The following is a 21,619-nucleotide window of genomic DNA, read 5'->3' on the forward strand; positions in this document are numbered from 1 at the left end:
TTCTTTCCGGCTATCGTGGTCTTATGCCCCATTTGCAACTCTTGCCCCGCGCGTTGCGGGGAGCCGCGCCGCATGCGGCCGTCGCCGCGCCGGTAGGCTCGGCCACGGCCACCGCCGGGCGGCGCCCTCCGGCGCCTGCGGCGGCCGCCGCCTAATCGCCCGCCATGGCGAGCCGGGGAACCACGTCCGTGGGGTGCATCCGCGTCAGCGGTAGGGATCTTCCGTCCCGAACCCGTCAGCTAACCCGGTCGGCGGCTGACGGAAGGACATGTGCATGCCAGTAGTGGGCCCCGTACGACGTACCGCCGCCCGGGTGGCGGCCCTGATGGTGACGACGCTCGCCCTCGGCACCGGCGTCGGCCCGGTCACCCCCGCCCTCGCCGCGCCCGCCGTCGGCCCGCTCGCCGCCGCCAAGGCGCCCAACGGCGACGACGAGGGCGGCACCGAGAAGCTGCGCGAACAACTCGACGCCGCCAGCAAGGGCTGGATCGACGCCCGGACCGCGCTGGCCCGCTCCACCAAACGGCAGAAGGACCTCGCGACCCAGCTCAAGACCATCGAGGGCGAGCTGGGCGTCCGCGACGCCAAGGTCGGCGAGATCGCCGGGGTGGCGTACCGGACCGGCCGGCTCGGCACGGCCGCGGTGCTGCTCAACAGCGGCAGCCCCGACGCGTTCATGGAACGCGCCGCCACGCTCGACCAGGTGGCCGCCAACGAGGACCGGGCGCTGCGCGGACTGCTCGACACCCGGGACCGGGCCAACCGCACCAAGGTCGCCCTGGACGGCGAGATCGTCGAGCAGCGCAAGCAGGTGCTGGTGATGGCCAAGCGCAAGCAGCAGGCCGAGGAGGCCCTGGAGGTCGCCGCGGCCGAGGCCAAGCGGGAGGCCGCCGCCGCGCGGCGCAGCAGCTCCTCCGGCGGCGGCGACGGCACCGGCGGCACCTCCTCCGCCAACGCCGATCCGGCCCCCCGCAACTCCGACGGCTCGTGGCCGCCCGAGTCCTGCAGCATCGACGACCCCACCCCGGCCAGCGGCTGCATCACCCCGCGCACCCTGCACGCCCTGGAGCAGGCCAAGGCCGCCGGCTTCACCCGGTACGTCTCCTGCCACCGCCCCAGCGGATCCGGCGAGCACCCCAAGGGTCGGGCCTGCGACTTCGCCGCCGAGAAGGGCGGCTTCGGCGGCGACGCCACCGGCGGGGACAAGACGTACGGCGACAACCTGGCCGCCTACTTCATCCGCAACGCCGACCGGCTCGCCGTGCTCTACGTGATCTGGTACCGGCAGATCTGGCTGCCCAGCAGCGGGTGGAAGTCGTACAGCGGGGCCGGTGGGGACCCGTCCAGCGACCACACCAACCACGTGCACCTGTCGGTCTACTGACCGGTCTACGCTCCGGGACGTACGCCGGATGTCGCCGCCCGGGCCACGACGTGGCGGGCCCGGGCGGCGAGCATCGGGAAGCATGAGCCGACTCTCCCCCGCCGGGCGCAAGGCCCTGCTCACCCTGCACCTGGTCACCTCGCTGGGTTGGCTCGGCGCGGACCTGGTGCTGCTCACCCTCGGCCTCGCCGGCTGGCGCGGCGCCGAGCCCACAGTGGTCTATCCGGCGGCCGGACTCCTGGTCACCTACCTCTTCGCCCCGCTGAGCGTGCTGGTCTGGCTGGTCGGCGTGGCCAGTGCCGTGCTCACCCCGTGGGGGCTGCTGCGCTGGCGGTGGGTGCTGGTCAAGCTGGTGCTCACCACGGTCATGCTGGGGCTGGTCCTGCTGCTGCTCACCCCGCGACTGCGGGCGGTCGGCGCGGCGGCGCCGCACCTCGACGGCCATGATCGGGCCGACCTGATCGTCCCGCCGGCGATCTCCACCAGCCTGCTGCTGGTCGCCACGGCCGTCTCGACCTACAAGCCGTGGGGCCGGCGGCGACCGGCGGCCCGGCGACGGAGCTGACCGTCGCGGGTCAGCCGGTGGCCGGGGCGGCGTCCTCCTCCAGCGCCGCGCCGAGCCGGGTGGCCAGCGCCAGGTGCGCCGACCGGGCCTGGCGGAAGGCGTACGCGAACAGCGGCGCCGGCGCGGAGAGGGTGATCTCGACGTCGATCCGGAGCAGCCCGTCGGGCTCCGGGCGCAACCGGGTGTGGTTGCGTACCGTCGTCGCCGGCTGTTGCCGGGCCACCGTGACGATCTCGTCCTCGGTGGCGACCAGGACGTCGGCCTGGTAGGTGACCGGGAAGTGCAGCGGCCCGACCGCCAGCCGATCGGTGATCGCGTAGCTGGCCCGGGCGCCGGGGCGGGGCGGCAGCCGGCGGACCCGGACGATCAGGGGATGCAGCTCCCCCTGCCGGGTCAGGTCGCTCAGCAACGCCAGCGCGTCCGCCACCGTGCACCGCGCCTGCACGGTGTAGCCGAACGTGTCCCGCGTGAGCACCGCGTCTCCCCCACTGGTAGGTGGCCCGATCCTCGCCCACCCACCGGCATCCTGGCAACGGCCGACCGGCCCTGCCCGGGTGCGGGAACTCAGGCCCCGGGCAGCACCTCGGGTCGCGCGCTCTCGGCGAAGTACGGCTCGGGGGCGCCGAAGAGACCGAGCAGCCCGGTGACCCAGAGCTGCCGGTGCACGAACCGGCTGGGCTGGGTGACGGCCAGCTTCACCCCGCTCACCCCGGCGGTCTGGAAGCCGGCGACCATCGCGCTGATGCCGACGGAGTCAAGGAAGGTGACGAGCCGCATGTTCAGCTCGATCCGGGTGGGGCGCCCCTTGGCGAGCACCTCGGCGATCGCCTCGCGCACCTCGTACGCGGTGTCGACGTCGATCTCACCACGCGGGGCGATCTCGACGACACCACCCGACAGAACCGACTTCACGATCGACAGGCTCACGCGAGCACCTCCACCCGCCCTCTCAGGGCGCCTCATCAGTACGCGGGCCGCGACCGAGAGTATTCCTCCGACGGCCTCGGTCGCCACCCCCCGGGGATGAGCAAATTCGCGGACCGGGCACACCGGGGCGCTCCGGAACACGAACATCCGTCCACGGGACGAACGACCCGACCGGGCCGCTCGATCCGCCGCACCAGGGTAGCGGTGCCGTCCCAGGGGTTCGCGCCAACCAGTCTCACCGGCGCGTCCCGCCCGCGCATCCGGGTTTTCCCCGGGGATCCGGCCGGTCCCGTCGGGCCCTCGGGACCGGCCGCGCGTCGGTACATCGACGGATCGGGTTTGCGTGCCACGATCGGTGGGCACAGGCGCAGGGAGCGAAGCGTGACGCGCCGGAAAGAGGTCGTGGTCCGAAGTGGCCGGCCGGCTTCGGCACCCCGAGGAGGTAACCCCATGTTCGCAACGAACCTGCTGGACCGCCGCAACAAGCCCGAGCGGATCGCCGACCAGGCGTGGCAGCACCTCACGTCGGCCGTCTCCTCGGCCGGCGAGAGCGTCCGGGACAGCGCCCGGTCCGCCCGCCGCAACGGGTTCGACCTGGCCGACGGCGCCGGTGACCTGGTCGGCTCCGCGGCCGAGGAGGCCCGCCGCCGCGCCCTGCTGGCGTTCGACGCGCTCGCCGGCCGCCGGCCGGCCCTGCCGTGGACGCTGCTGATCAGCGCCGCGCTGGTCGGTGCCGCCATCGGCTGGGCCGCCGGTACCGCCGCCCGCGCCGCCGGCAGCCAGGGCGACCGGCAGGTCGACGAGATCGAGTTCGTCGACGTGGACCGGCCGAACTCCCCCGTGGGCACCGACGGCTGACCGACCGCCGGCGAGCGGCCACGCCCTGCGACAGGTCGGGGTGGCCTGGGGCATCGGATTGGCCCGGAGCGACCGCGGGCCGGCGTCACGCGCACGAGGGCTGAGCAGGGGTCGGGGCCCGGACCATTGGTCCGGGCCCCGCTCGGTGTCGCCTACCGGGCGACGACGGCCGTGCAGGTGAGCGACGGCACCGGGTTGGCGCCGCTCCAGCTGCCGAGGAAGCCGAACGTGGTGCTGGCCCCGGCGCCCAGGGCGCCGTTCCAGCCGGCGTCGCGCACCACCACCTGGGTGCCCGTCTGGGTGTACGTGCCGTTCCAGAGCTGGGTCAGCTTCTGGCCGTTGGCGTAGTTCCAGGCCACCGACCAGGAGCTGGACGGGGAACCGCCGTTGCGTACGGTCACCTCGCCCTGGAAGCCGCCGGCCCACGAGTTCGTCACCCGGTACGTCGCCGTGCAGCCCCCGGCCGGCACCGGAGTGGTCGGCGTGCCGGTGGGCGAGGGCGACGTGGTGGGCGAGGGCGAGGTGGTCGGGGACGGCGAGGTGGTGGGCGAGGGAGACGTGGTCGGCGAGGGCGACGTGGTCGGGGACGGCGTGCCGCCGAGCGGGTCGGCCACCAGGATGCCCCGGCCGTTGGTGCCCAGGTAGACCCGGCCGTAGACCCGGGGGTCGCCGGTCAGCGCGTCACCGGCGTTGCCGTACTGGTGCTGGTCGTCGTTGATCCGCACCCAGCTCGCCCCGGCGTCGTCGGAGCGGTGGACGCCGTGCCGGCCGTCGACGGTGCCGATCACGAAGACCGTCGGGTGGGTCCGGCCCGGCGCGGCCTTGCCGAAGCCGACGTTGCCGGCGGCGCTCACGGCGGCCAGCTTGGTGAAGGTGGCGCCGCCGTCGGTCGAGCGCCACAGCCCGCCGGAGCCGGTCAGCCACAGCTCGCCCCGCTGGCCGGGTACGGCCTTGAGCCGCCCGGCCGACGGCAGGCCGGTGGCCGCCGTGGCGGTGAAGCTCGCCCCGCCGTCGGTGCTGGCGTAGACCTTCCCGCCGCTCAAGCCGTAGAACCGTTTCGGGTCGACCCGGTCGGCGGCGACCTGCGCGTTCGCCGGGATGCCGGTGGCGGCGGTCCAGGAGGTGCCGAAGCCGGTGGAGACGACCACGGCCGTGCCCGCGTCACCCGGTGCCCAGAGGAACCGGCTGCCGTCGGCCGCCGCGGCGACCGTGCCCCCGTTGGTGAGCCCAGCCGGCTCGGTGCCCTGGAACCAGGTGGTGCCGCCGTCGGTGGAGAAGGCGACGTGGCTGTCGCCCGGCCGGTCGGCATCCTTGAAGCTGCCGGCGCGGACGATCACGCTCGGCTTCGTCTCGGCGTAGTCCAGGTCGTGCGGCCCCCAGCCGGGGTTGGTGTACGTCCAGCCGGGCACCACGTCGAGGTCGTCGTGCTTGAAGCCGGCGATGTCGCCGAGGGCGCTGAGCAGCGGGGCGCCGGACGGTGGGCTGATCAGGTCGAGGACGGCGGTCTCCTCCAGCCCCTTGACCATGGGTCGGATGGTGAACTGACCGCCGGTGTCCCACTTGGTGAGGTCGGTGGTGCCGTAGACGGTGGCGCCGGTGCCGTACATCATCCGGTTGGAGTCGAACGGGTCGATCTCGATCGACTCGTTCATCCAGCCCAGCTTCGGCGAGGTGTCCGGCGGGCTGGGGTTGGCGTTGCCGAAGGTCAACCAGGGCACCGAGGACGCGTCCATCTTGTAGCGGAAGCTACGGTTGGGATAGCCGGCCCAGTCCCAGATCCGGCTCCAGGTGGCGCCGCCGTCGGTGCTGCGCCAGAACACCGCGTCCGGCCACCAGGAGACCTGGGTGCCGACCATCAGCGTGTCCGGGTGCTGCCGGTCGATGGTCAGGCCCGAGTAGCCGAAGGTGTCGTCGGTGCTGGTGGAGGGGACCGGGCTGATCCTGGTCCAGCCGCCGGTGGCCCGGGTGAACTTCCAGACGTCGCCCTTGCCGCCGTCGTACGGGCCGCCGGTGTCGCTGGTGGCGAGATAGAGGTGGCCGCCGACCGGGTCGACGACGCCCTTGTGCGGGATGAAGCCGGTGGGCGCGCCGGGCAGCGGCTGCCAGGTGACGCCCGCGTCGGTGGAGCGGTAGACCGGGTTGGCCTTGTCGGCCACGCCGGCGTAGATGGTCTTCGTCGCGGTGCCGGCCGTACCGGTGGACCTGTCGAAGCTGACCCAGACGACGCCCTGGTTGTCGGCGCCGGTCGACGGGTAGTTGCCGGCGTTGGGGAAGCTGGTCACCCTCGCCCAGGTGACGCCGGAGTCGGTGCTGCGCCACAGCCCGTTGCCGCTGGGCGCGCCGAGGTAGAGCACGCTGTTGCGGTTGGGGTCGACGACCAGCCGCTCGCCCATCCCCCGGCCCGGCATGTTGCCGCCCAGGTGGAACGGCAGCTCGGTGGCCGCCCAGGTGGCGCCCTTGTCGGCGGAGCGCAGGACCGCGCCGTTGTTCGGGTCCCAGCCGTTGGTGTACATGCCGGCGGCGACGTACACCCTGTTGGTCTGGACCGGGTCGGTGGCCAGGCTGACCACGCCGTTCCAGCCCCACTTGTCGGCGCCGACCCAGTCGAGCAGCGGGGTCCACGACTGGCTGGCCTGCTCCCAGCGGTAGGCGCCGCCGATGTCGGTGCGGGCGTAGATCAGGTTCTTCTCGGTGGGGTTGAAGACGATGCCGGGGACGAAGCCACCGCCGTCGATCCGGACGTTGCGCCAGGAGTACGGTTCGGCGGCCGCCGCGGCGGCCGGTGCGGTGGGGGCGGCGGTGAACTGGACGGCGACGACTGCCGCCGCCACGGCCAGCGCGGACGTGACCGCGCCGACGAGACCTCTGCGCATCTGCGCTTCCTCTCGGTTGAACCCGTGTGGTGGGGACGGGAGGCGACGACCGTGCCCGGTGGTGTCGTCGCGCGGGGAGCTGCCCAGGGCTCCCGGTCGGCGTGCTGGCTCCCGCAGCCGAGGGGCATTCACCCTAACCGCTGGCCGGCCCGACATGGAAGCGCTCCCACGGATCGGTGCTCACCCGCTCGGGGCGAGGTCGCCTCACCCGGGACGGCGGCACGATCGGCGCCGGACCGACCCGGAAGGGAGTCACCATGGCCACCTCGACCGTCACCCGCACCGACCAGGACATCCAGACCGACGTCCTCGACGAGCTGACCTGGGAGCCCCGGGTGTCCCCGCACGAGATCGGGGTGACCGTGGCCGAGGGCGTCGTCACGCTGACCGGCTGGGTGGACAGCTACGCCCGGAAGTGGGCCGCCGAACAGGCCGCGCACCGGGTGGCCCGGGTACGGGCCGTCGCCAACGACCTCACCGTCCGGCTGCACCCGGCGGCCGAGCGCACCGACGCCGACCTCGCCCTCGCCGTCGAACGCACCCTGGAGTGGGACGCCTTCGTGCCGGTCGAGCGGATCGAGGTGACCGTCTCCGCCGGCTGGGTCACCCTGCGCGGCGACGTCGACTGGGAGTACCAGCGGCGGGCCGCGCAGCGCACGGTCGGCCGGTTGACCGGCGTGCGCGGGGTGAGCAACGGCATCGCCGTACGGCCCGCCACCCGTGCCGACCGGACCGGCGAAGGTGAGCTGCCGGACCGGATCGTCGACGCGCTGCTGCGCAGCGGGGCCACCGAGGCCGACCGGGTCACCGTCCGGGTGCACGGCGACACCGCGGTGCTGGAAGGGCTGGTCCGCTCGGTGCCCGAGCGCGACGAGGTGGAGCGGATCGTCTGGTCCGCCCCCGGCATCCGCGAGGTGCACAACCACCTGGCCGTGACCGGCTGAGCGGGTGACCGGCCGAGCGGAACCACCCCGCCGGGGTGAGCCGCCCTCACCCGGCCGGGCGGCAGGGTGGGAGGCATGACCGAACTACACGGCCTGATCCCCGCCGGGTCCGCCGCGCCGGACTTCACCCTGCCGGCCACCCCGGACGGGCACCGGACGGGTCCCGGGCGGTACGCCGGCCGACCGGTGGTGCTCGCCTTCTATCCCGCCGACTGGAGCCCGGTCTGCTCCGACCAGATGTCGCTGTACCAGGCGGCGCTGCCGGAGTTCGACCGGTACGACGCGGCGCTGTTCGGCATCTCGGTCGACGGCATCTGGTCGCACCGGGCGTTCGCGCAGCAGCGGGGCATCACCTTCCCGCTGCTGGCCGACTTCGAGCCCAAGGGCGAGGTGTCCCGCCGGTACGGCGCGTACACCGGGCAGGGCGTGTCCGCCCGGGCGCTGGTGGTGCTCGACCCGGCCGGCACGGTGGCCTGGAGCCACCTGTCCCCCGACGACGTCAACCCGGGCGCGGACGGGATCCTCGACGCGCTGGAGCGGCTCACCACCGATCGGCGGGTGACGGTCCAATGACCACGCCGTTGCAGATGACCGCGAAGTTGCGTACCCCGGTGGGCGGGCAGGACCACGTACGCGGTCCGGTCGACGCCCCGGTGACCGTCGTCGAGTACGGCGACTTCCAGTGCCGGTTCTGCGGGGCCGCGTACCCGAACCTCGCCGAACTGAGACGCCAGCGCGCCGAGACGGTGCGGCTGGTGTACCGGCACTTCCCGATCGCCAACGTCCACCCGTACGCGGAGAACGCCGCCGAGATGGCGGAGGCGGCCGGCCGGCGGGACCGGTTCTGGGAGATGCACGACTGGCTCTACGAGCACCAGGACCAGTTGGACCCGGTGCACCTGTCGCTCGGGGTGGCGCAGCTCGGCCTGCCCGCCGACGAACTCGCCGCCGAGGTGGGCCGGCAGGAGTACGGCGACCGGGTGCGCCAGGACTTCGTCAGCGGGATCCGCAGCGGGGTGAACGGCACGCCGACGCTCTTCGTCAACGACGTCCGCCACGACGGCGGGTACGACCTGGCCGAACTGCTCACCGTGGTCGACGCCGCCGCCGACGCCTGAGCGCCGCCGCCGGGCCCGGATCAGAGCCGCCGGGCCCGGCCTCAGATCAGCCGCAGCTCGCGGGCCCGGCGGACCGCGTCCCGGCGGCGGGTGGCGGACAGCTTCCGGTAGATGTTGCGCACGTGGGTCTTCACCGTGTTGACCGACAGCGACAGCTCGGCGGCGATCTCCACGTTGGACAGGATGCTCTGCAGGTAACGCAGGATCGTCAGCTCCCGCTCGGTGAGCGGCTCGTCCAGCGCCGGCCCGCCACCACCGGCGGGCCGGTCCCCGACCGGCCGGTCGGGGACGTCACCGCTGTGCTCGTCGGCGCTGCGGACCAGGTCGCTCACCGTCGACCAGTGCGCCGTGCCGGTGTCCAGGTGGGCGGCGAGCAGGTCCCGCACCTCCTCGTCGGCGCGGGTGAAGAGCCGGCGGAACCCCTCCGGCCCGGCCAGCGCGAGCACCCGCTCCAGGATCCGACCGGCCCGCCGGTCGTCCCCGCCCCGGCGGGCCAGCACCGCCTCCAGCAGCCCGGCGTCCAGGCGTACCGGCAGCGGCCAGTCGCCGGCCGGCGGGGCGTCCCAGGCCGGCAGCGCGTACCCGGCCGCCCGCGGGTCACCGGCGCGCAGCTCAGCCCGGGCCAGCGCGACGCCGAGCGCCGGGTCCGGCGGGTCGGCGGCGCGGACCCGGTCGGCGAGCAGGGCGCGGGCGCCGGCCGGATCCCCCCGGGCACTGCCCAGGTCCGCCTCGGCGGCGAGCAGCCAGTGCCCCAGCTGCCCGGCCGCCTGCCGGTGGCCCAGCCGGTCCCGCGCGGCGACCAGCAGCCGGTGTGCGGCGGCGAGGTCGCCGGCGTCGCGACGCAGCCGGGCCCGGCAGAGCGCGGCCAGGCCGGCTCCGGTCGGTTCGGTCTCCGCCGGCCCCACCACGGCGAGCTGCGCGGCGGCTTCCTCCGGCTCGTCCCGGTGCACGGCCACCAGGGCCAGCGCCAGGTGGGCGTGGGCGCAGTCGGTGCGGCAGGACCAGCCTCGGCAGGGCGGCATGGCCAACGCCTCCCGGGCGGTCCGCTCGGCCGCGCGCAGCTCGCCCCGGACGGCGGCGAGCAGCGCCTGCCGGCTCGCGCAGACCAGTTCGGTGCGCTGCCGCCCGGCGGTCCGGGCCGCCGCCAGCGCGTCCTCGAAGGCCGCCGCCGCGGCCGGCAGGTCCCCCTCGTCCAGCGCGACCAGGCCGAGCGCGGTGCCGGCCACCGCCCGGACGTCGGCGTCCTCGGCCGTCCCGGCCCGCGGGTCGTCGGCCGGTCCCGGCTCGGTTCGGGTGGCGAGCAGCCGCTCGGCCGCCCCGCGTACCTCGGTCGGGTCGCCGGCCGAACGGGCCAGGGTGAGCTCCAGCGCGGTGGCCAGCCGCCGGAACCGGTCCCGGCGGGGCGCGGCAAGCGTCGCCGCCCGGGCCACCGCCTCGCGCAACCGGTCCGCGGCGGTCACCGGGTCGCCGGCGTACGCCCGCTCGGCCGCCGCGGCCAACCCCAGCTCCGGGTCCCGGCGCACCGCCTCGTCGGGCGGCGCGGCGGGCGGCGGCGCGGCGGCGTCCTCCCGGTCGTACGGGACCAGGTCCGGCCAGCGCGCGACGAACAGCTCGGTGGCCTCGTCCCACCGGCCGGCGGCCAGCGTGTGCCGCAGCGCCTGCGCCGGCCGGCCGTTCCCGGCGTACCAGCCCGCGGCCCGCTCGTGCAGGTCACGCAGCTCGTCGGCGGGGAGCCGGCCCAGCTCGGCGCGGAACAGGTCGGCCAGCAGCGGATGGCAGCGGTACCAGGGCGGGCTGCTGTCGTCGCGATGCAGGAAACCGCCGTCGCGGGCCAGGCCGGCCAGCACCGAGGCGGCGTCCGCCCGGCCGGTGAGCGCGTCGGCGAGGTCCGCGCAGACCGCGTCGGCGACGGCGGTACGCGCCAGCAGCTCCCGGGCCTGGTCGCCCCACCCGGCCAGCACCTCCTGGCGCAGGTAGCCGGTCACCTCCGGCTGGTCCCCACCGAACCGCTCCACCCAGCCGCCCGGGTCGGGACGGTCCCGCAGCGCCAGCGCGGCCAGCCGCAGCCCGGCCGGCCATCCGCCGGTACGCTCCCGCAGCCGGCGTACCGAGGCGGCGGGCAGCGCCACCCCGTGCGCGGTCAGCAGGTCGGCCACCTCGTCGTCGGTGAAGGCCAGCTCGGCCGGGCCGAGTTCGGTCAGCTCACCGGCGAGCCGGAACCGGTGCAGGGGCAGCGGCAGGTCGGTCCGCGCCCCGGCCACCAGGCGCAGCCGCTGCTCGGCGTGGCGCAGCAGGAACTCCAGCCCGGTCAGCGCCGCCGGGTCGGTGATCCGGTGCAGGTCGTCCAGGACCAGCAGCACCGGCCGGTCCCGGGCGGCCAGCGCCGCGGCGAGCAGCTCCAGCTGGTCGGGGCGGGGTGGCCGGTCCGGGACCGGGGCCACCTCGTCCGCCTCGGTCACCGCGGCCCGCAGCGCCGCCGCCAGGTACGCCCAGAACCGCTCCCCGGTGTCCCCCACCTCCACCGACACCCAGGCCGGCGCCCGGTCGTCGGCGGCGGCCCGGGCCCAGGAGGCGAGCAGGGTGGTCTTGCCCCAGCCGGCTGGCGCGGTCACCACCGTCACCGCCCCGGCCGTCGCGTCGTCGAGGCGGGCCAGCAGGCGGGGTCGGAGCAGCACCGGTTCGGGTGGGGCGGCCGGCGCCAGCCGGGAGGCCAGCAGGGGCGGCGCGGCCCCCGCCGGCTCGCGCGCCACCCCGACCCGGCTCCGTTCCACCGGCATCCGGCCTCCCCCACCCGACGCTGCGCCCCGTCCCCGTGCGGCCAGCGGTTACCCGGCCCGGCCGCGTTCACCCCTTCGGGGGGAGCCCGCTTCACCCGCACCCGGCCGACCATGGGGACGTACGCGGGCGACGGCCGCGCGTGACCGGCCGCCCGCGGTGTCTCCGGGACCGCCCCGGACGACGCGCGGAGGGACAGGTGGTACGGATGGGACGGCTGGCCCACGGCGGGACGGTGCTCGCCACCGCGGCCGCCGGCGCGGTCCGGGCGTTGGTCGTACCCCGGCGGCGGCGGCCCACCACCGGGCCGGACCGGCGCCGGGCGCGCTGGCAGGTGGTGACCGTGGACCGCCCGCCGGAGCAGGTGCTGCCCGGCGGCCGGTGGCCCGAACCGCTGCGACCGCTGGACGGCGCGGTGGAGCTGTACCTGCGCCCGGCGCCCGGTGGTCGCGGCACGGAGCTGTCGGCCCGGCCGCTCGGTGGCCGCCCGGAGCTGCCCGGGATGGCCGCGCACCTGGTCGGCGACGACCCCGGCCTGCTGATCCGGGAGACCCTGCGCCGGGCGAAGCAGTACGTGGAGACCGGCGAGGTGCTGCGCGCCGACCGGTCCCGGCTGGACCGCCCGGTGGTGCGCCGGTGAGGGCGCTGTGCTGGGAGGGCGCCGGGGCGCTGGCCGTACGCGAGGTGCCCGACCCGGAGCTGCGCAACGCCGCCGACATGATCGTCCGGGTGCGACGCAGCGTCACCTGCGGCGCGGACCTGCCCCTGCTCGCCGGCCGGACCCCGAACCTGTCCGCCGGCGACGTGCTCGGGCACGAGTTCCTCGGCGAGGTGGTCGAGGTCGGCCCGGAGGTACGCGAACACCGCCCCGGCGACCGGGTGGTGGTCTGCGCGGCGGTCTCCTGCGGCTCCTGCTGGTACTGCCGGCAGGGCCTCTACGCCAGCTGCGACAACGGCAGCACCATGCCGGCCCGGGCGGAGGCGGCGTGGGGGCAGCCCACCGGCGGCTGCTACGGCCACCCGACCGCGCTGGGCGGCTTCGCCGGCAGCCACGCCGAGTACGCCCGGGTGCCGTACGCCGACGTCGGCGCGTTCACCGTGCCGGAGCCGCTGGACGACGACCGGGCGGTCTTCGCCTCGGACGCGGCGCCGACCGGCTGGATGGGCGCCGAGCTGGGCGGGGTGCGCCCCGGCGACGTGGTGGCCGTGTGGGGCGCCGGGGCGGTGGGGCAGCTGACCGCCCAGGCGGCCCGGCTGCGCGGCGCGGCCCGGGTGATCGTGATCGACCGGCACCCGGAGCGGCTGCTGATGGCCGAGCTGCACGCCGGGGCGGAGACGCTGCACTTCGAGCGCACCGACGTCCCCGCCGAGCTGCGCGAACGCAGCGGCGGCCGGGGGCCGGACGTCTGCGTGGAGGCGGTCGGCACCGAGGCCGACGGCGCCGCCTCCCGCTCGCTGGCCGACCGGCTGGGCGACGTGGGTCGGGCGGAACGGCCGCTGGCCGTCCGGGAGGCGGTGCACTCCTGCCGCAAGGGCGGCACGGTGGTGGTGCTGGGCACGTTCGGCGGGGTGGTGGACACCTTCCCGCTGGGCTCGGTGATGCAGAAGGGGCTGACCCTGCACGGCGCCCGGCAGCACGGGCAGCGCTACATCCCGATGCTGCTGCGGCTGATGGCCCGCGACCAGTTGACCACCGAGCACCTGGCCACCCATCGGTTGCCGCTGGAGCAGGGTCCGGCCGGGTACGAGCTGTTCCGGGACCGGGCCGACGGCTGCGTCCGGACGGTGTTCTCGCCCTGAGCGGCGGATGGCACACTCGGCGGATGGCTGACGACCGCGCGTACGACCTCGTCCTGTTCGGCGCGACCGGGTTCACCGGCGGGCTCACCGCCGAGTACCTGGCCCGGCACGCCCCGGCGGGGCTGCGCTGGGCCCTCGCCGGGCGCAACCCGGCGAAGCTGGCCGCGGTCCGGGACCGGCTGGCCGCGATCGACCCCGGCCTCGCCGACCTGCCGCTGCTGACCGCCGACGTGACCGACGCAGGCTCGCTGCGGGCGGTGGCCGAGGCGGCCCGGGTGGTGGCCTCCACGGTCGGCCCGTACGTGCACCACGGGGAGCCGCTGGTCGCCGCGTGCGCCGCGGCCGGCACCGACTACCTGGACATCACCGGCGAGCCGGAGTTCGTCGACGCGATGTACGTCCGGCACCACGCCGAGGCGGTCCGCACCGGCGCGCGGCTGGTGCACACCTGCGGCTTCGACTCGATCCCGCACGACCTCGGGGTGTGGTTCACCGTCAAGCAGCTGCCGGCCGACGGGCCGATCAGCGTCGACGGGTACGTCCGGGCCGGCGGGAAATTCTCCGCGGGCACGTACCACTCGGCGCTGACCGCGTTCTCCCGGATGAAGGAGACCTCCCGGGTGGCGAAGGAGCGCCGGGCGGTCGAGCCCCGGCCGGAGGGCCGCCGGGTGCGCGCGGTACCCGGCAGGGTCGGCCGTTCCGCGGACATCGGCAGGTGGGCGGTGCCGCTGCCGACCATCGACCCGCAGGTGGTCCGCCGGTCGGCGGCGGCCCGCCCGGAGTACGGCCCGGACTTCCGCTACCGGCACTTCGCCGCGGTGAAGCGGCTGCCCACGGTGATCGCCGCCGGGGTCGGCATGGGTGGCCTGCTCGGGCTGGTGAAGCTGCCGCCGGCCCGCCGCTGGCTGCTCGGCCGGCTCGCCTCCGGCCAGGGGCCCAGTGCCGAGCAGCGGGCGAAGTCCTGGTTCAAGGTCCGGTTCGTCGGCACCGGCGGCGGCCGGCGGGTGGTCACCGAGGTGGCCGGCGGCGACCCGGGCTACGACGAGACGGCCAAGATGCTGGCCGAGTCGGCGCTCTGCCTGGCGTGCGACGACCTGCCCGTCACCGCCGGCCAGGTCACCCCGGTGACCGCGATGGGCGACGCGCTGCTGCACCGGCTCACCGCCGCCGGCCTCACCTTCCGCACCCTGGAGGCGCAGCCGGCTTGACCCTCGACCGGGTCGAGAGAACAGGATCGGTCGGGTGGAGAGCGAACTGCGCAGCATCGGCGAGCTGGCCCGGGCCAGCGGGCTGACGGTCAGCGCGCTGCGGTTCTACGACCGCAGCGGGGTGCTGGCCCCGGCGCTGGTCGACCCGGTGACCGGCTACCGCTGGTACGCCGAGGACCAGGTGGCCCCGGCCCGGCTGGTGGCCGGGCTGCGCCGGGTCGGCATGCCGCTGGCCGGGATCGTCGAGGCGTTGCGGCACCGGCACGAGCCGGCGGTGGTGGGCGCCCTGCTCGACGCGCACCTGCGCCGGCTGGAGGACGGCCTGGCCGACGCCCGCCGTGAGCTCTTCCGGATCCGTACGCTGATCGATCCCGAGGAGTCCGAGATGACCACCCGCCTAGCACTGTCCCGCACAGACCTGGCCGCCGCCGTGGACGCGGTCCGCTTCGCCGTCGGCGCCGACCCGGAGCTGCCGGTGCTGGCCGGCGTGCTGCTGGACGTGGAGCCGGACGGGGTGCGGCTGATCGCCACCGACCGGCACCGGCTGGCCACCGCCCGGGTCGGCGCGGAGGTGTCCGGGCCGCCGGTCCGGTTCCTGCTGCCGGTGGCCGCCGTGGACGAGCTGCGCGCCCTGCTGGACGCCGTCGGCCCGGCGGTCGAACTCACCGTGACCCCCGACGAGCTGACCGCCGCGGTGGCGGACCGGGTGGTGCGGGCCGCTCCGCTGCCGTACGACTTCCCCGACCTGCACCGGTTGCTGCGGGACGCGGTCTCCGCGACGCCGGCGCTCCGGGTGCCGCTGGACGTGGCCGCCCTGCGGGCGGCGCTGACCGCCCCCGACGTGCCGGTCCAGGTCCGGGAGCACGAGGGCGCCCGCTACGAGGTGACGGTGCTGGGGCTGGCCGGGGGCGGGTTGCGGGTGCTGGCGGCCGACGAGCCGGCCACCGCCGAGGTGGTCCGGGTCGGGGTGAACCGGCACTACCTGCTCGACGCCCTGGACGCGGGCGGCGCCGGGCAGCTGGTGCTGGAGCTGGACGGCCCGATCACCCCGCTGGCGGTCCGCCGCCCCGGCGACGGGGACGCCTTCTCGATCCTGATGCCGGTCAGGCTCTGACCCAGCAGCGCAGCCGGCTCTGACCAAGCCGCGAGCCGGCTCTGACCGGGCAGCGGAGCCGGCTCTGACAGCCCGCTGACGGCGATCTCGGCGGCACGGGCGGCGACGGTAGCATCTGGGGGTCTGAGAACGAGTCCCCGGACGGAGGCGTACGGAGCGCATGCTCGACATGGAGTTGATCCGGAAGGATCGCGAGGCGGTGGCGACCGCGCTGGCCAAGCGTTTGGATCCGGCCGAGGTCAGCCGGGCCCTGGACGAGATCCAGCGGCTGGACCAGGAGCGACGCGCCCTGATCACGGGGATCGACGCCGAGCGGCAGCGCCGCAAGGCCGAGGCCCGGGCGTACGCCGAGGCGAAGCGGGCCGGCCGGGAGCCGGAGCCGGTGGGCCCGGACGGTGAGCGCAAGCAGCTCGCCGAGCTGGAGGCCCAGCTGGACGAGGTGCAGGGCCGCCTGCGGGACCGGATGAGCGAGCTGCCGAACCTGCCGGCCGAGGACGTGGTGCCCGGTGGCAAGGAGGCCAACCGGGTGGTGCGGACCTTCGGCGAGCCGCCGACGATCGAGAAGGTACGCGACCACGTCGAGCTGAGCCGGATGCTGGGCCTGGTGGACCACGAGCGTGGCGTGAAGCTCGGCGGTTCCGGGTTCTGGATGTACACCGGTCTGGGCGCACGGCTGGAGTGGGCGCTGCTCAACTGGCTGATCGAGCGGAACATCGAGGCCGGTTACGAGTTCCTGCTCCCGCCGCACCTGCTGCTGGACACCGCCGGTTTCGCCGCCGGCCAGTTCCCGAAGTTCTACGACGACGTCTACCACCTGGACCGGGAGTCGGCGCCGCGCGGCCAGTTCCTGCTGCCCACCTCGGAGACGGCGATCCTCGGGGCGTACCAGGACGAGATCCTGGAGACGTCGAAGCTGCCGCTGAAGGCGTTCGCCTACACGCCGTGCTACCGGCGGGAGGCGGCCGGGTCGCACTCCGACGAGCGGGGCACCGTCCGCGGCCACCAGTTCAACAAGGTGGAGATCTTCCAGTTCACCCTGCCGGAGCAGGCCGACGCGGCGCTGACCGCGATGGTGTCCCACGTGGAGGGCCTGGTCGAGCAGCTCGGCCTGCACCACCAGACCAGCCTGCTGGCGGCCGGCGACGCCAGCGCCTCGATGAAGAAGACCCTGGACATCGAGGTGTGGATGCCGAGCACCGGCAAGTACAAGGAGGTGTCGTCGGTCTCCTGGGCCGGTGACTACCAGGCCCGGCGGGCCGCGATCCGCTACCGCGAGCCGGGCGGCAAGCAGACCCGCTTCGTGCACACCCTCAACGGGTCGGCGCTGGCCACCAGCCGGCTCTTCCCGGCCATCCTGGAGCAGTTCCAGCAGGCCGACGGCTCGGTGGTGGTGCCCGAGGTGCTCCGGCCCAAGCTGGGCACGGACCTGCTCACCCCCCGCTGACCCGGGCCGCTCCTCGCCGTCGCCGAGCGGCGGCGAGGAGCAGGCCGAGCAGCACGACCGCCAGCAGGGCGGGGCCGACCGCCTCCAGCGCGCCGGCCAGCCACCGTTGCACCCGGGCCGCGGCGACCACCACCGGGTCACCGAGGGCGTCGTGCCGGCCCAGGGCCAGCCGCACCTCGTACCAGCCGTACCAGGCGACGTAGCCGCCGGCGACCAGCAGCACCAGGCCGCCGAGCCGGGGCACCAGGGCGCCCGCGCGGCGCAGCCGGGCCACCACCGAGCCACGGACCAGGGCCACGCCGAGGGCGGCGACGCCGACCACCAACCCCATCCCGATCGCGTACGCGCCGAAGAGCGCCAGCCCGCGCAGCGTCGACCCGGCCCGCAGGCTGGTCACCACGATCGCCAGGAACGGGCCGATCGTGCAGCTCAGCGAGGCCAGCGCGTACGCGGCGCCGAAGAGCGCCATGGACGCCCAGGAGCGGGTGAGCCGGGGCGCCCGCAGCCCGGACCCCGGGCCCGGCAGCTTCCGGCCGGCGAGCAGCCAGCAGCCGAGTGCGAGCAGCAGCACCCCCAGCCAGACGGTGAGCCAGGGCAGCCGGGGCCGCAGCCAGCCGGCCAGCGGCGCGAGGGCCAGCCCGAAGGCGCCGAAGACGACGACGTACCCGGTGGTCAGCCCGGCGGTGGCGACCAGCGCGCGGCGGACCGCGCCGGCCCGGTCGGCGGGCCCGGCGACCAGCAGCGACAGGTACGCCGGCAGCATGGCGAAGCCGCACGGGTTGACCGCGCCGAGCATGCCGGCGGTGAGCGCCAGCAGCAGCGGGGTGCCCACCGGCGGTCAGCCGGCCAGCTCGGCGACCCGCCGGGTCAGCGCCTCGCCGTCGAGGAACCCCCGGTGGACGACCCGGCCGTCGCGGTCGAGGACGACGAAGGTGCTCTGCTCGACCACCTTGAACCGGCGCCACAGCTCCCCGGCGTGGTCGTCGAGCTGGGTGGTGCCGGCCAGGTCGAACTCGGTGACGAAGTCCTTCATGGCCGGTCGTTCGCCGAGCCCGGCCACGCCGACGATCGGCACCGTGTCCCGGTACTTCGGGGCGATCTCGGCGACCGTCCAGGCCTGGGAGGCGCAGGTGGCGCACCAGGGCGCCCAGAACCAGAGCACCACCGGACGGCCGGCGAGGCCGGCGGCGGAGAACGAACCGCCGTCCAGGGTGGTGCCGGTGAACCGCAGCGCCTGCGGCACGGTGGCGGGCGCGGCCGGCGTGCTGGTGCCGGGCGGCGGGGCGGCGCCGGCGGCCGTGGCGCCCGGCGGGGCGGTCGCGGCGGCGGCCGGATGGTCGGTCCGGGCGGTGGGTGCCTCGCTGACCGCGCAGGAGGTCACCGAGACGAGCGCGGCGACCAGCCAGGCGGTGGCCCGGACGGCCGCGCCCCGGCGCGGCTCGGGCCGAGGAGACGGGTAGGGACGGTGGGCGGGCCGGGCGGCGGGTCCAGGCGCGGGCATCCGGGCTCCTCTCGGGAGGGTGCTATTCGGCCTTGGCCAGTCGGAGCGCCAGCTCGGGGCAGACCTTGACCGCCTTCAGGGCCCCCTCGCGCAGCCAGGTGGGGACCGGGGTGGGCGGGAAGGCGGGATATCCGTTGCCGTCGAGCCGGATGAAGTCCGGCACCACGTGCGCGCAGAGCCCGTGCCCGTCGCACCGGGACCAGTCGAGGGTGAGCCGCTGCGGGTCGGCGTCCGGGGCGCCGGGCAGCCCCATCACGCCCTTGACCCGCCGACCGCAGCCCTCGCCGGTGGTGTGCAGCCGCAGGTCCTCGGCGAAGACCTCCACCGCGGAGAGCGCGAACCGGGCCGTACCGTCGGGGTGGCTGCACGCGCCCCGGCCCCGCACGTCGCCGGCCGCCGCGCGGACGATCTCCACCGGCGCGCTGCCGGAGACCGCGAGGTCGACGGCGCGGGCCAGGTCGGGCAGCCCCATCTTGCACGGCCCGCACTGGCCGGCGGACTCGCCGGCCAGGTAGCGGACCACCTGCGCGCTCTCGCCGAGCGGGCAGGTGTCCCGGCCCAGCGGGACGATGATGCCGGCGCCGAGGGTGCCGCCGACCGCGGTGAGGCCGGCCCGGGAGACCTCGGCCCGGTCCGCGGCCTCCGGGGTGATCCACTTGCCGTGGAAGCCGCCGGTCAGGATGCCCGGGCCGTCGGGCACCTGGCAGAGTTCGAGGATCTCGCGCAGCGGCGTCCCCGCCGCGCACTCGACCACGGCGGGCCGGCCGGCGGCGCCGGTCACCGTGAGCAGCACCGTGCCGGGTTCCGCGTCGGTGCCGAGCGCCGCGTACTCGTACGGGCCGAGGCGGGCGGCGACGGCGAGCTGGGCGTACGTCTCGGCGTTGGAGAGCAGGGTGGGCAGCCCGCCGACGCCTGCGTCGCTGGACCGTTTCTTGGTGCCGGGCGGGATGTGCGGCAGCCCGTTGATCCCGTTGACCAGCGCACCGCCCTCGCCGGAGATGAACCGGTGCGGGACGGTGACGATGCTGGTCGGCACCGGCATCCGCCGTTCCTCCAGCGCCTCGGTCAGCGACGGCCGGCCCACGTCGTCGTCGGCCACCCCGATGACGATCTCCTCGGCGTCCAGCGCGTACGCGGCCAGCGCCGCGCCGTCCAGCACGAGGTGCGGCGCGCGGGTGAGCAGCACCTTGTCCTTCCAGCTGGCCGGCTCTCCCTCGGTGGCGTTGACCACCACCACCGCCGGGGCGTCCTGCCGCTGGCAGGACTCCAGCACCGCGCGCAGCTTGCGGGCGAACGGGAAACCGGCCCCGCCCTTGCCCTTGAGCTCGATCCCGTCGACCAGCCGCAGCAGGTTCGCCGGCTCGATCGGGCCGATCGGGCCGTGCACCTCCTCGTGGGCGGCCAGGTCGAGCCGGCCGAAGTCGGCGAAGCCGGCGGTGAGCCGGGCCTCGCCGACGCAGGCCACCGGTGGCACGGTCGTCCGCATCACTTCGCCTCCCCACGCAGCCCGGCCCAGTACGCCCCGTCGACCGCCTCGGCGCTGGCCCGGCGCCGCCGGCTCGACCGGCTGTCCCCGGCGGCCCGCAGCGCCCGGCGGGAGGCCAGGTCGACCAGCGTGGGGGTGTCGTCGACGGGCAGCTCGTCCGCCAGGTAGCGGGCCGGCGGCCGCCAGTAGTCCGGTTCCTCGGGCACGTCGTCGTCGAGGCTGTGCCGGCCGGCGGAGACCGGCTCGACCGACAGCGGCGCCTCGGTCTCCCAGCGGCGCGGGCTGTCCCACGGCTCCTCCGGCCCCTCGTCGAGGTTCGCCGCGGGGGTGTAGCCGGCGGCGCGGTCCTCGTCCGGGGCGTAGCGGACGTCGTCGTCGCGGCGGGCGCGGCGGCCGCCGGAGACCGGGGCGGCCACCTCGGCCCGGCGGGACCGGCGGGCACCGGAGGTCGGGGCCAGGTCGGCCTCGTCGGGCACCGGGTCGTCCGCGTACCGGGTGCGTCGGCCCGGGGAGACCGGTGCGCTCTCCTCGGCCCGCCGGACGCGGCGCCCGGTGGCGACGGGGGCGCGTTCCTCGTCCCGGCCCGGTCGCTCGGTGGCGCGAGCGGACCGGACCGGCTGGCGCAGGCTGCCCGGTTCGGGGACCACCGGGACGGTGAACCGCTCCGGGTCGCGGCGCCGGGCCGGGCCGGCGGGGCCGGGCCACGAGGTGGCGGTGGTCTCCGCCCAGCCGCCCCGGGCGCCCTGCTCCGGGCGGGTGTCGGCGTCGGCCCGGCCCCGGCCCAGCCGGCTGAGCAGGCCCCGGGCGCCGGTCTCCTCGGCCGGGCGGGCGGCCATCGCCCGGTTGCGGGCGGCGGCCTGCTGCTGCTCGCGGCTGCGCCGGCCGACGTGGACGGAGAGCCGGACCAGCAGCGCCACCACCACCAGCAGCACGCAGGCCAGGTAGCTGAGCACCACCCAGGACTTGGCGGCGCGGCCGGCGTTGAGGCCGTGGAGCAGGGCGAAGGGCCAGGAGAGGTACGCCATCGAGTGCAGCGACCGCCACACCCACTTCGGTCCGACGCCGGCGAACCGGGCCCGGATGACGCCGGTCCAGAGCACGCTGACCATGAGGAAGGCGGCCACCGTGCCGAGCCCGACGTAGAGCCCGCGCCCGCCGAGGAAGGGCAGCACGGCGTCGGTGGGGCCGGCCCGCCCGATGGCGATCTTGGTGATGACGTGGAAGACCAGGCCGGCCACGCCCAGGACGCCGGTGGCCCGGTGCGCCGACTGGAGCAGCACCCGGTGCCGGATCTGGAGCACCAGCCGGTCGGTGGCGAGCAGGCCCATCATCACCGTCAGGCTCAACGAGACCAGGGCGACGACGCCGGCGAAGAACTCGGTGAAGAAGAAGCCGTACGCGTACATGGTGGCGCCCTCGCCGGTGAGCTCCACACCCGCCCACAGCAGGGCGAGGGCGGAGCCGGCGAGCAGCGCGAGCGCCGGCCGGGACACGGTGCGGACGCCCCGGCTGGTGCTGGTGGTCCGGACGGTCGCCGCCTTCTGGTTCTGCTGTCCCCGGCCCATCTGCTCCTCGATCGTCAACTCGCGGCGGCGCCCCGCCGGCCGACCCTGCTCCGTCCA

Annotated in this window: 18 protein-coding genes, 1 pseudogene and 1 riboswitch; of the genes and pseudogenes, 11 read left to right on the top strand and 8 right to left on the bottom strand. The window is 75.7% G+C overall.

What is annotated here, in order from left to right; genetic code table 11:
• Positions 1 to 138 precede the first annotated feature (138 nt).
• Positions 139 to 270: riboswitch (cyclic di-AMP (ydaO/yuaA leader) on the top strand.
• Between the two features lie 4 nt (positions 271 to 274).
• Positions 275 to 1,384, top strand: a complete 1,110-nt coding sequence (locus tag GA0074704_RS23935) for a coiled-coil domain-containing protein (RefSeq protein ID WP_088973937.1) — start codon at positions 275 to 277, stop codon at positions 1,382 to 1,384.
• Between the two features lie 82 nt (positions 1,385 to 1,466).
• Positions 1,467 to 1,949 carry a hypothetical protein gene (locus tag GA0074704_RS23940; RefSeq protein ID WP_088972570.1) on the top strand — a complete coding sequence of 161 codons (483 nt, stop codon included), beginning with the start codon at positions 1,467 to 1,469 and terminating at the stop codon, positions 1,947 to 1,949.
• Between the two features lie 10 nt (positions 1,950 to 1,959).
• Here the strand turns inward: GA0074704_RS23940 and GA0074704_RS23945 are convergent, their stop codons facing one another.
• Together GA0074704_RS23945 and GA0074704_RS23950 are read right to left on the bottom strand one after the other, a co-directional pair.
• On the bottom strand, positions 1,960 to 2,424 hold the full coding sequence (locus tag GA0074704_RS23945; RefSeq protein ID WP_088972571.1) for a hypothetical protein: 465 nt from the start codon (positions 2,422 to 2,424) through the stop codon (positions 1,960 to 1,962).
• 89 nt (positions 2,425 to 2,513) lie between these two features.
• A complete protein-coding gene (locus tag GA0074704_RS23950) occupies positions 2,514 to 2,876 on the bottom strand; it encodes an STAS domain-containing protein (protein WP_088972572.1) in 363 nt (120 codons plus the stop codon).
• A 450-nt stretch (positions 2,877 to 3,326) separates the two neighbouring features.
• On the opposite strand from GA0074704_RS23950, the gene GA0074704_RS23955 reads away from it, so the two are divergent.
• Complete coding sequence (locus GA0074704_RS23955; protein WP_088972573.1) at positions 3,327 to 3,734, top strand: hypothetical protein; 408 nt, start codon at positions 3,327 to 3,329, stop codon at positions 3,732 to 3,734.
• A gap of 152 nt (positions 3,735 to 3,886) precedes the next feature.
• Here the strand turns inward: GA0074704_RS23955 and GA0074704_RS23960 are convergent, their stop codons facing one another.
• A complete protein-coding gene (locus GA0074704_RS23960) occupies positions 3,887 to 6,607 on the bottom strand; it encodes a cellulose binding domain-containing protein (protein WP_088972574.1) in 2,721 nt (906 codons plus the stop codon).
• A 257-nt stretch (positions 6,608 to 6,864) separates the two neighbouring features.
• Here GA0074704_RS23960 and GA0074704_RS23965 point away from each other — a divergent pair, with 257 nt between their 5' ends.
• From GA0074704_RS23965 to GA0074704_RS23975, 3 genes are all read left to right on the top strand, one after another.
• Positions 6,865 to 7,551 (top strand): BON domain-containing protein, encoded by a 687-nt coding sequence (locus GA0074704_RS23965; protein ID WP_088973938.1) that lies wholly within the window; start codon positions 6,865 to 6,867, stop codon positions 7,549 to 7,551.
• 75 nt (positions 7,552 to 7,626) lie between these two features.
• Positions 7,627 to 8,124: a redoxin domain-containing protein gene (locus tag GA0074704_RS23970; RefSeq protein WP_088972575.1), complete on the top strand. Its 498-nt coding sequence runs from the start codon at positions 7,627 to 7,629 to the stop codon at positions 8,122 to 8,124.
• Positions 8,121 to 8,669 carry a DsbA family protein gene (locus GA0074704_RS23975; RefSeq protein ID WP_088972576.1) on the top strand — a complete coding sequence of 183 codons (549 nt, stop codon included), beginning with the start codon at positions 8,121 to 8,123 and terminating at the stop codon, positions 8,667 to 8,669. Before GA0074704_RS23970 ends, GA0074704_RS23975 begins: the two co-directional genes overlap by 4 nt.
• Before the next feature lie 41 nt (positions 8,670 to 8,710).
• Here the strand turns inward: GA0074704_RS23975 and GA0074704_RS23980 are convergent.
• Positions 8,711 to 11,517 (bottom strand): annotated as a pseudogene (locus tag GA0074704_RS23980) (LuxR C-terminal-related transcriptional regulator).
• A gap of 135 nt (positions 11,518 to 11,652) precedes the next feature.
• On the opposite strand from GA0074704_RS23980, the gene GA0074704_RS23985 reads away from it, so the two are divergent.
• From GA0074704_RS23985 to serS, 5 genes are all read left to right on the top strand, one after another.
• The gene (locus GA0074704_RS23985) at positions 11,653 to 12,084 is read left to right on the top strand and encodes an SRPBCC family protein (RefSeq protein WP_377470498.1); all 432 of its coding nucleotides are present in this window, start codon (positions 11,653 to 11,655) and stop codon (positions 12,082 to 12,084) included.
• Complete coding sequence (locus GA0074704_RS23990) at positions 12,081 to 13,244, top strand: zinc-dependent alcohol dehydrogenase (protein WP_088972579.1); 1,164 nt, start codon at positions 12,081 to 12,083, stop codon at positions 13,242 to 13,244. The genes GA0074704_RS23985 and GA0074704_RS23990 overlap by 4 nt, the downstream gene beginning before the upstream one ends.
• Before the next feature lie 23 nt (positions 13,245 to 13,267).
• Positions 13,268 to 14,452 carry a saccharopine dehydrogenase family protein gene (locus GA0074704_RS23995; protein ID WP_088972580.1) on the top strand — a complete coding sequence of 395 codons (1,185 nt, stop codon included), beginning with the start codon at positions 13,268 to 13,270 and terminating at the stop codon, positions 14,450 to 14,452.
• A 46-nt stretch (positions 14,453 to 14,498) separates the two neighbouring features.
• The gene (locus GA0074704_RS24000; RefSeq protein WP_088973939.1) at positions 14,499 to 15,566 is read left to right on the top strand and encodes a DNA polymerase III subunit beta family protein; all 1,068 of its coding nucleotides are present in this window, start codon (positions 14,499 to 14,501) and stop codon (positions 15,564 to 15,566) included.
• A gap of 160 nt (positions 15,567 to 15,726) precedes the next feature.
• Entirely contained in the window at positions 15,727 to 17,010 is a 1,284-nt protein-coding gene (serS, locus tag GA0074704_RS24005; protein ID WP_088972581.1) for a serine--tRNA ligase, read from the top strand.
• Here the strand turns inward: serS and GA0074704_RS24010 are convergent.
• The 4 genes from GA0074704_RS24010 to GA0074704_RS24025 are packed head-to-tail and all read right to left on the bottom strand — an operon-like array spanning position 16,997 to position 21,580.
• Positions 16,997 to 17,842, bottom strand: a complete 846-nt coding sequence (locus GA0074704_RS24010; RefSeq protein ID WP_088972582.1) for a cytochrome c biogenesis CcdA family protein — start codon at positions 17,840 to 17,842, stop codon at positions 16,997 to 16,999. The genes serS and GA0074704_RS24010 overlap by 14 nt on opposite strands.
• A gap of 6 nt (positions 17,843 to 17,848) precedes the next feature.
• Positions 17,849 to 18,511 (bottom strand): TlpA family protein disulfide reductase, encoded by a 663-nt coding sequence (locus tag GA0074704_RS24015; RefSeq protein WP_088972583.1) that lies wholly within the window; start codon positions 18,509 to 18,511, stop codon positions 17,849 to 17,851.
• A gap of 22 nt (positions 18,512 to 18,533) precedes the next feature.
• Complete coding sequence (locus tag GA0074704_RS24020) at positions 18,534 to 20,000, bottom strand: NADH-quinone oxidoreductase subunit NuoF family protein (protein ID WP_088972584.1); 1,467 nt, start codon at positions 19,998 to 20,000, stop codon at positions 18,534 to 18,536.
• Entirely contained in the window at positions 19,997 to 21,580 is a 1,584-nt protein-coding gene (locus GA0074704_RS24025; RefSeq protein WP_231926667.1) for a hypothetical protein, read from the bottom strand. The genes GA0074704_RS24020 and GA0074704_RS24025 overlap by 4 nt, the downstream gene beginning before the upstream one ends.
• Positions 21,581 to 21,619: the final 39 nt, after the last annotated feature.

The organism is Micromonospora siamensis, assembly GCF_900090305.1.
Classification (GTDB): domain Bacteria; phylum Actinomycetota; class Actinomycetes; order Mycobacteriales; family Micromonosporaceae; genus Micromonospora; species Micromonospora siamensis.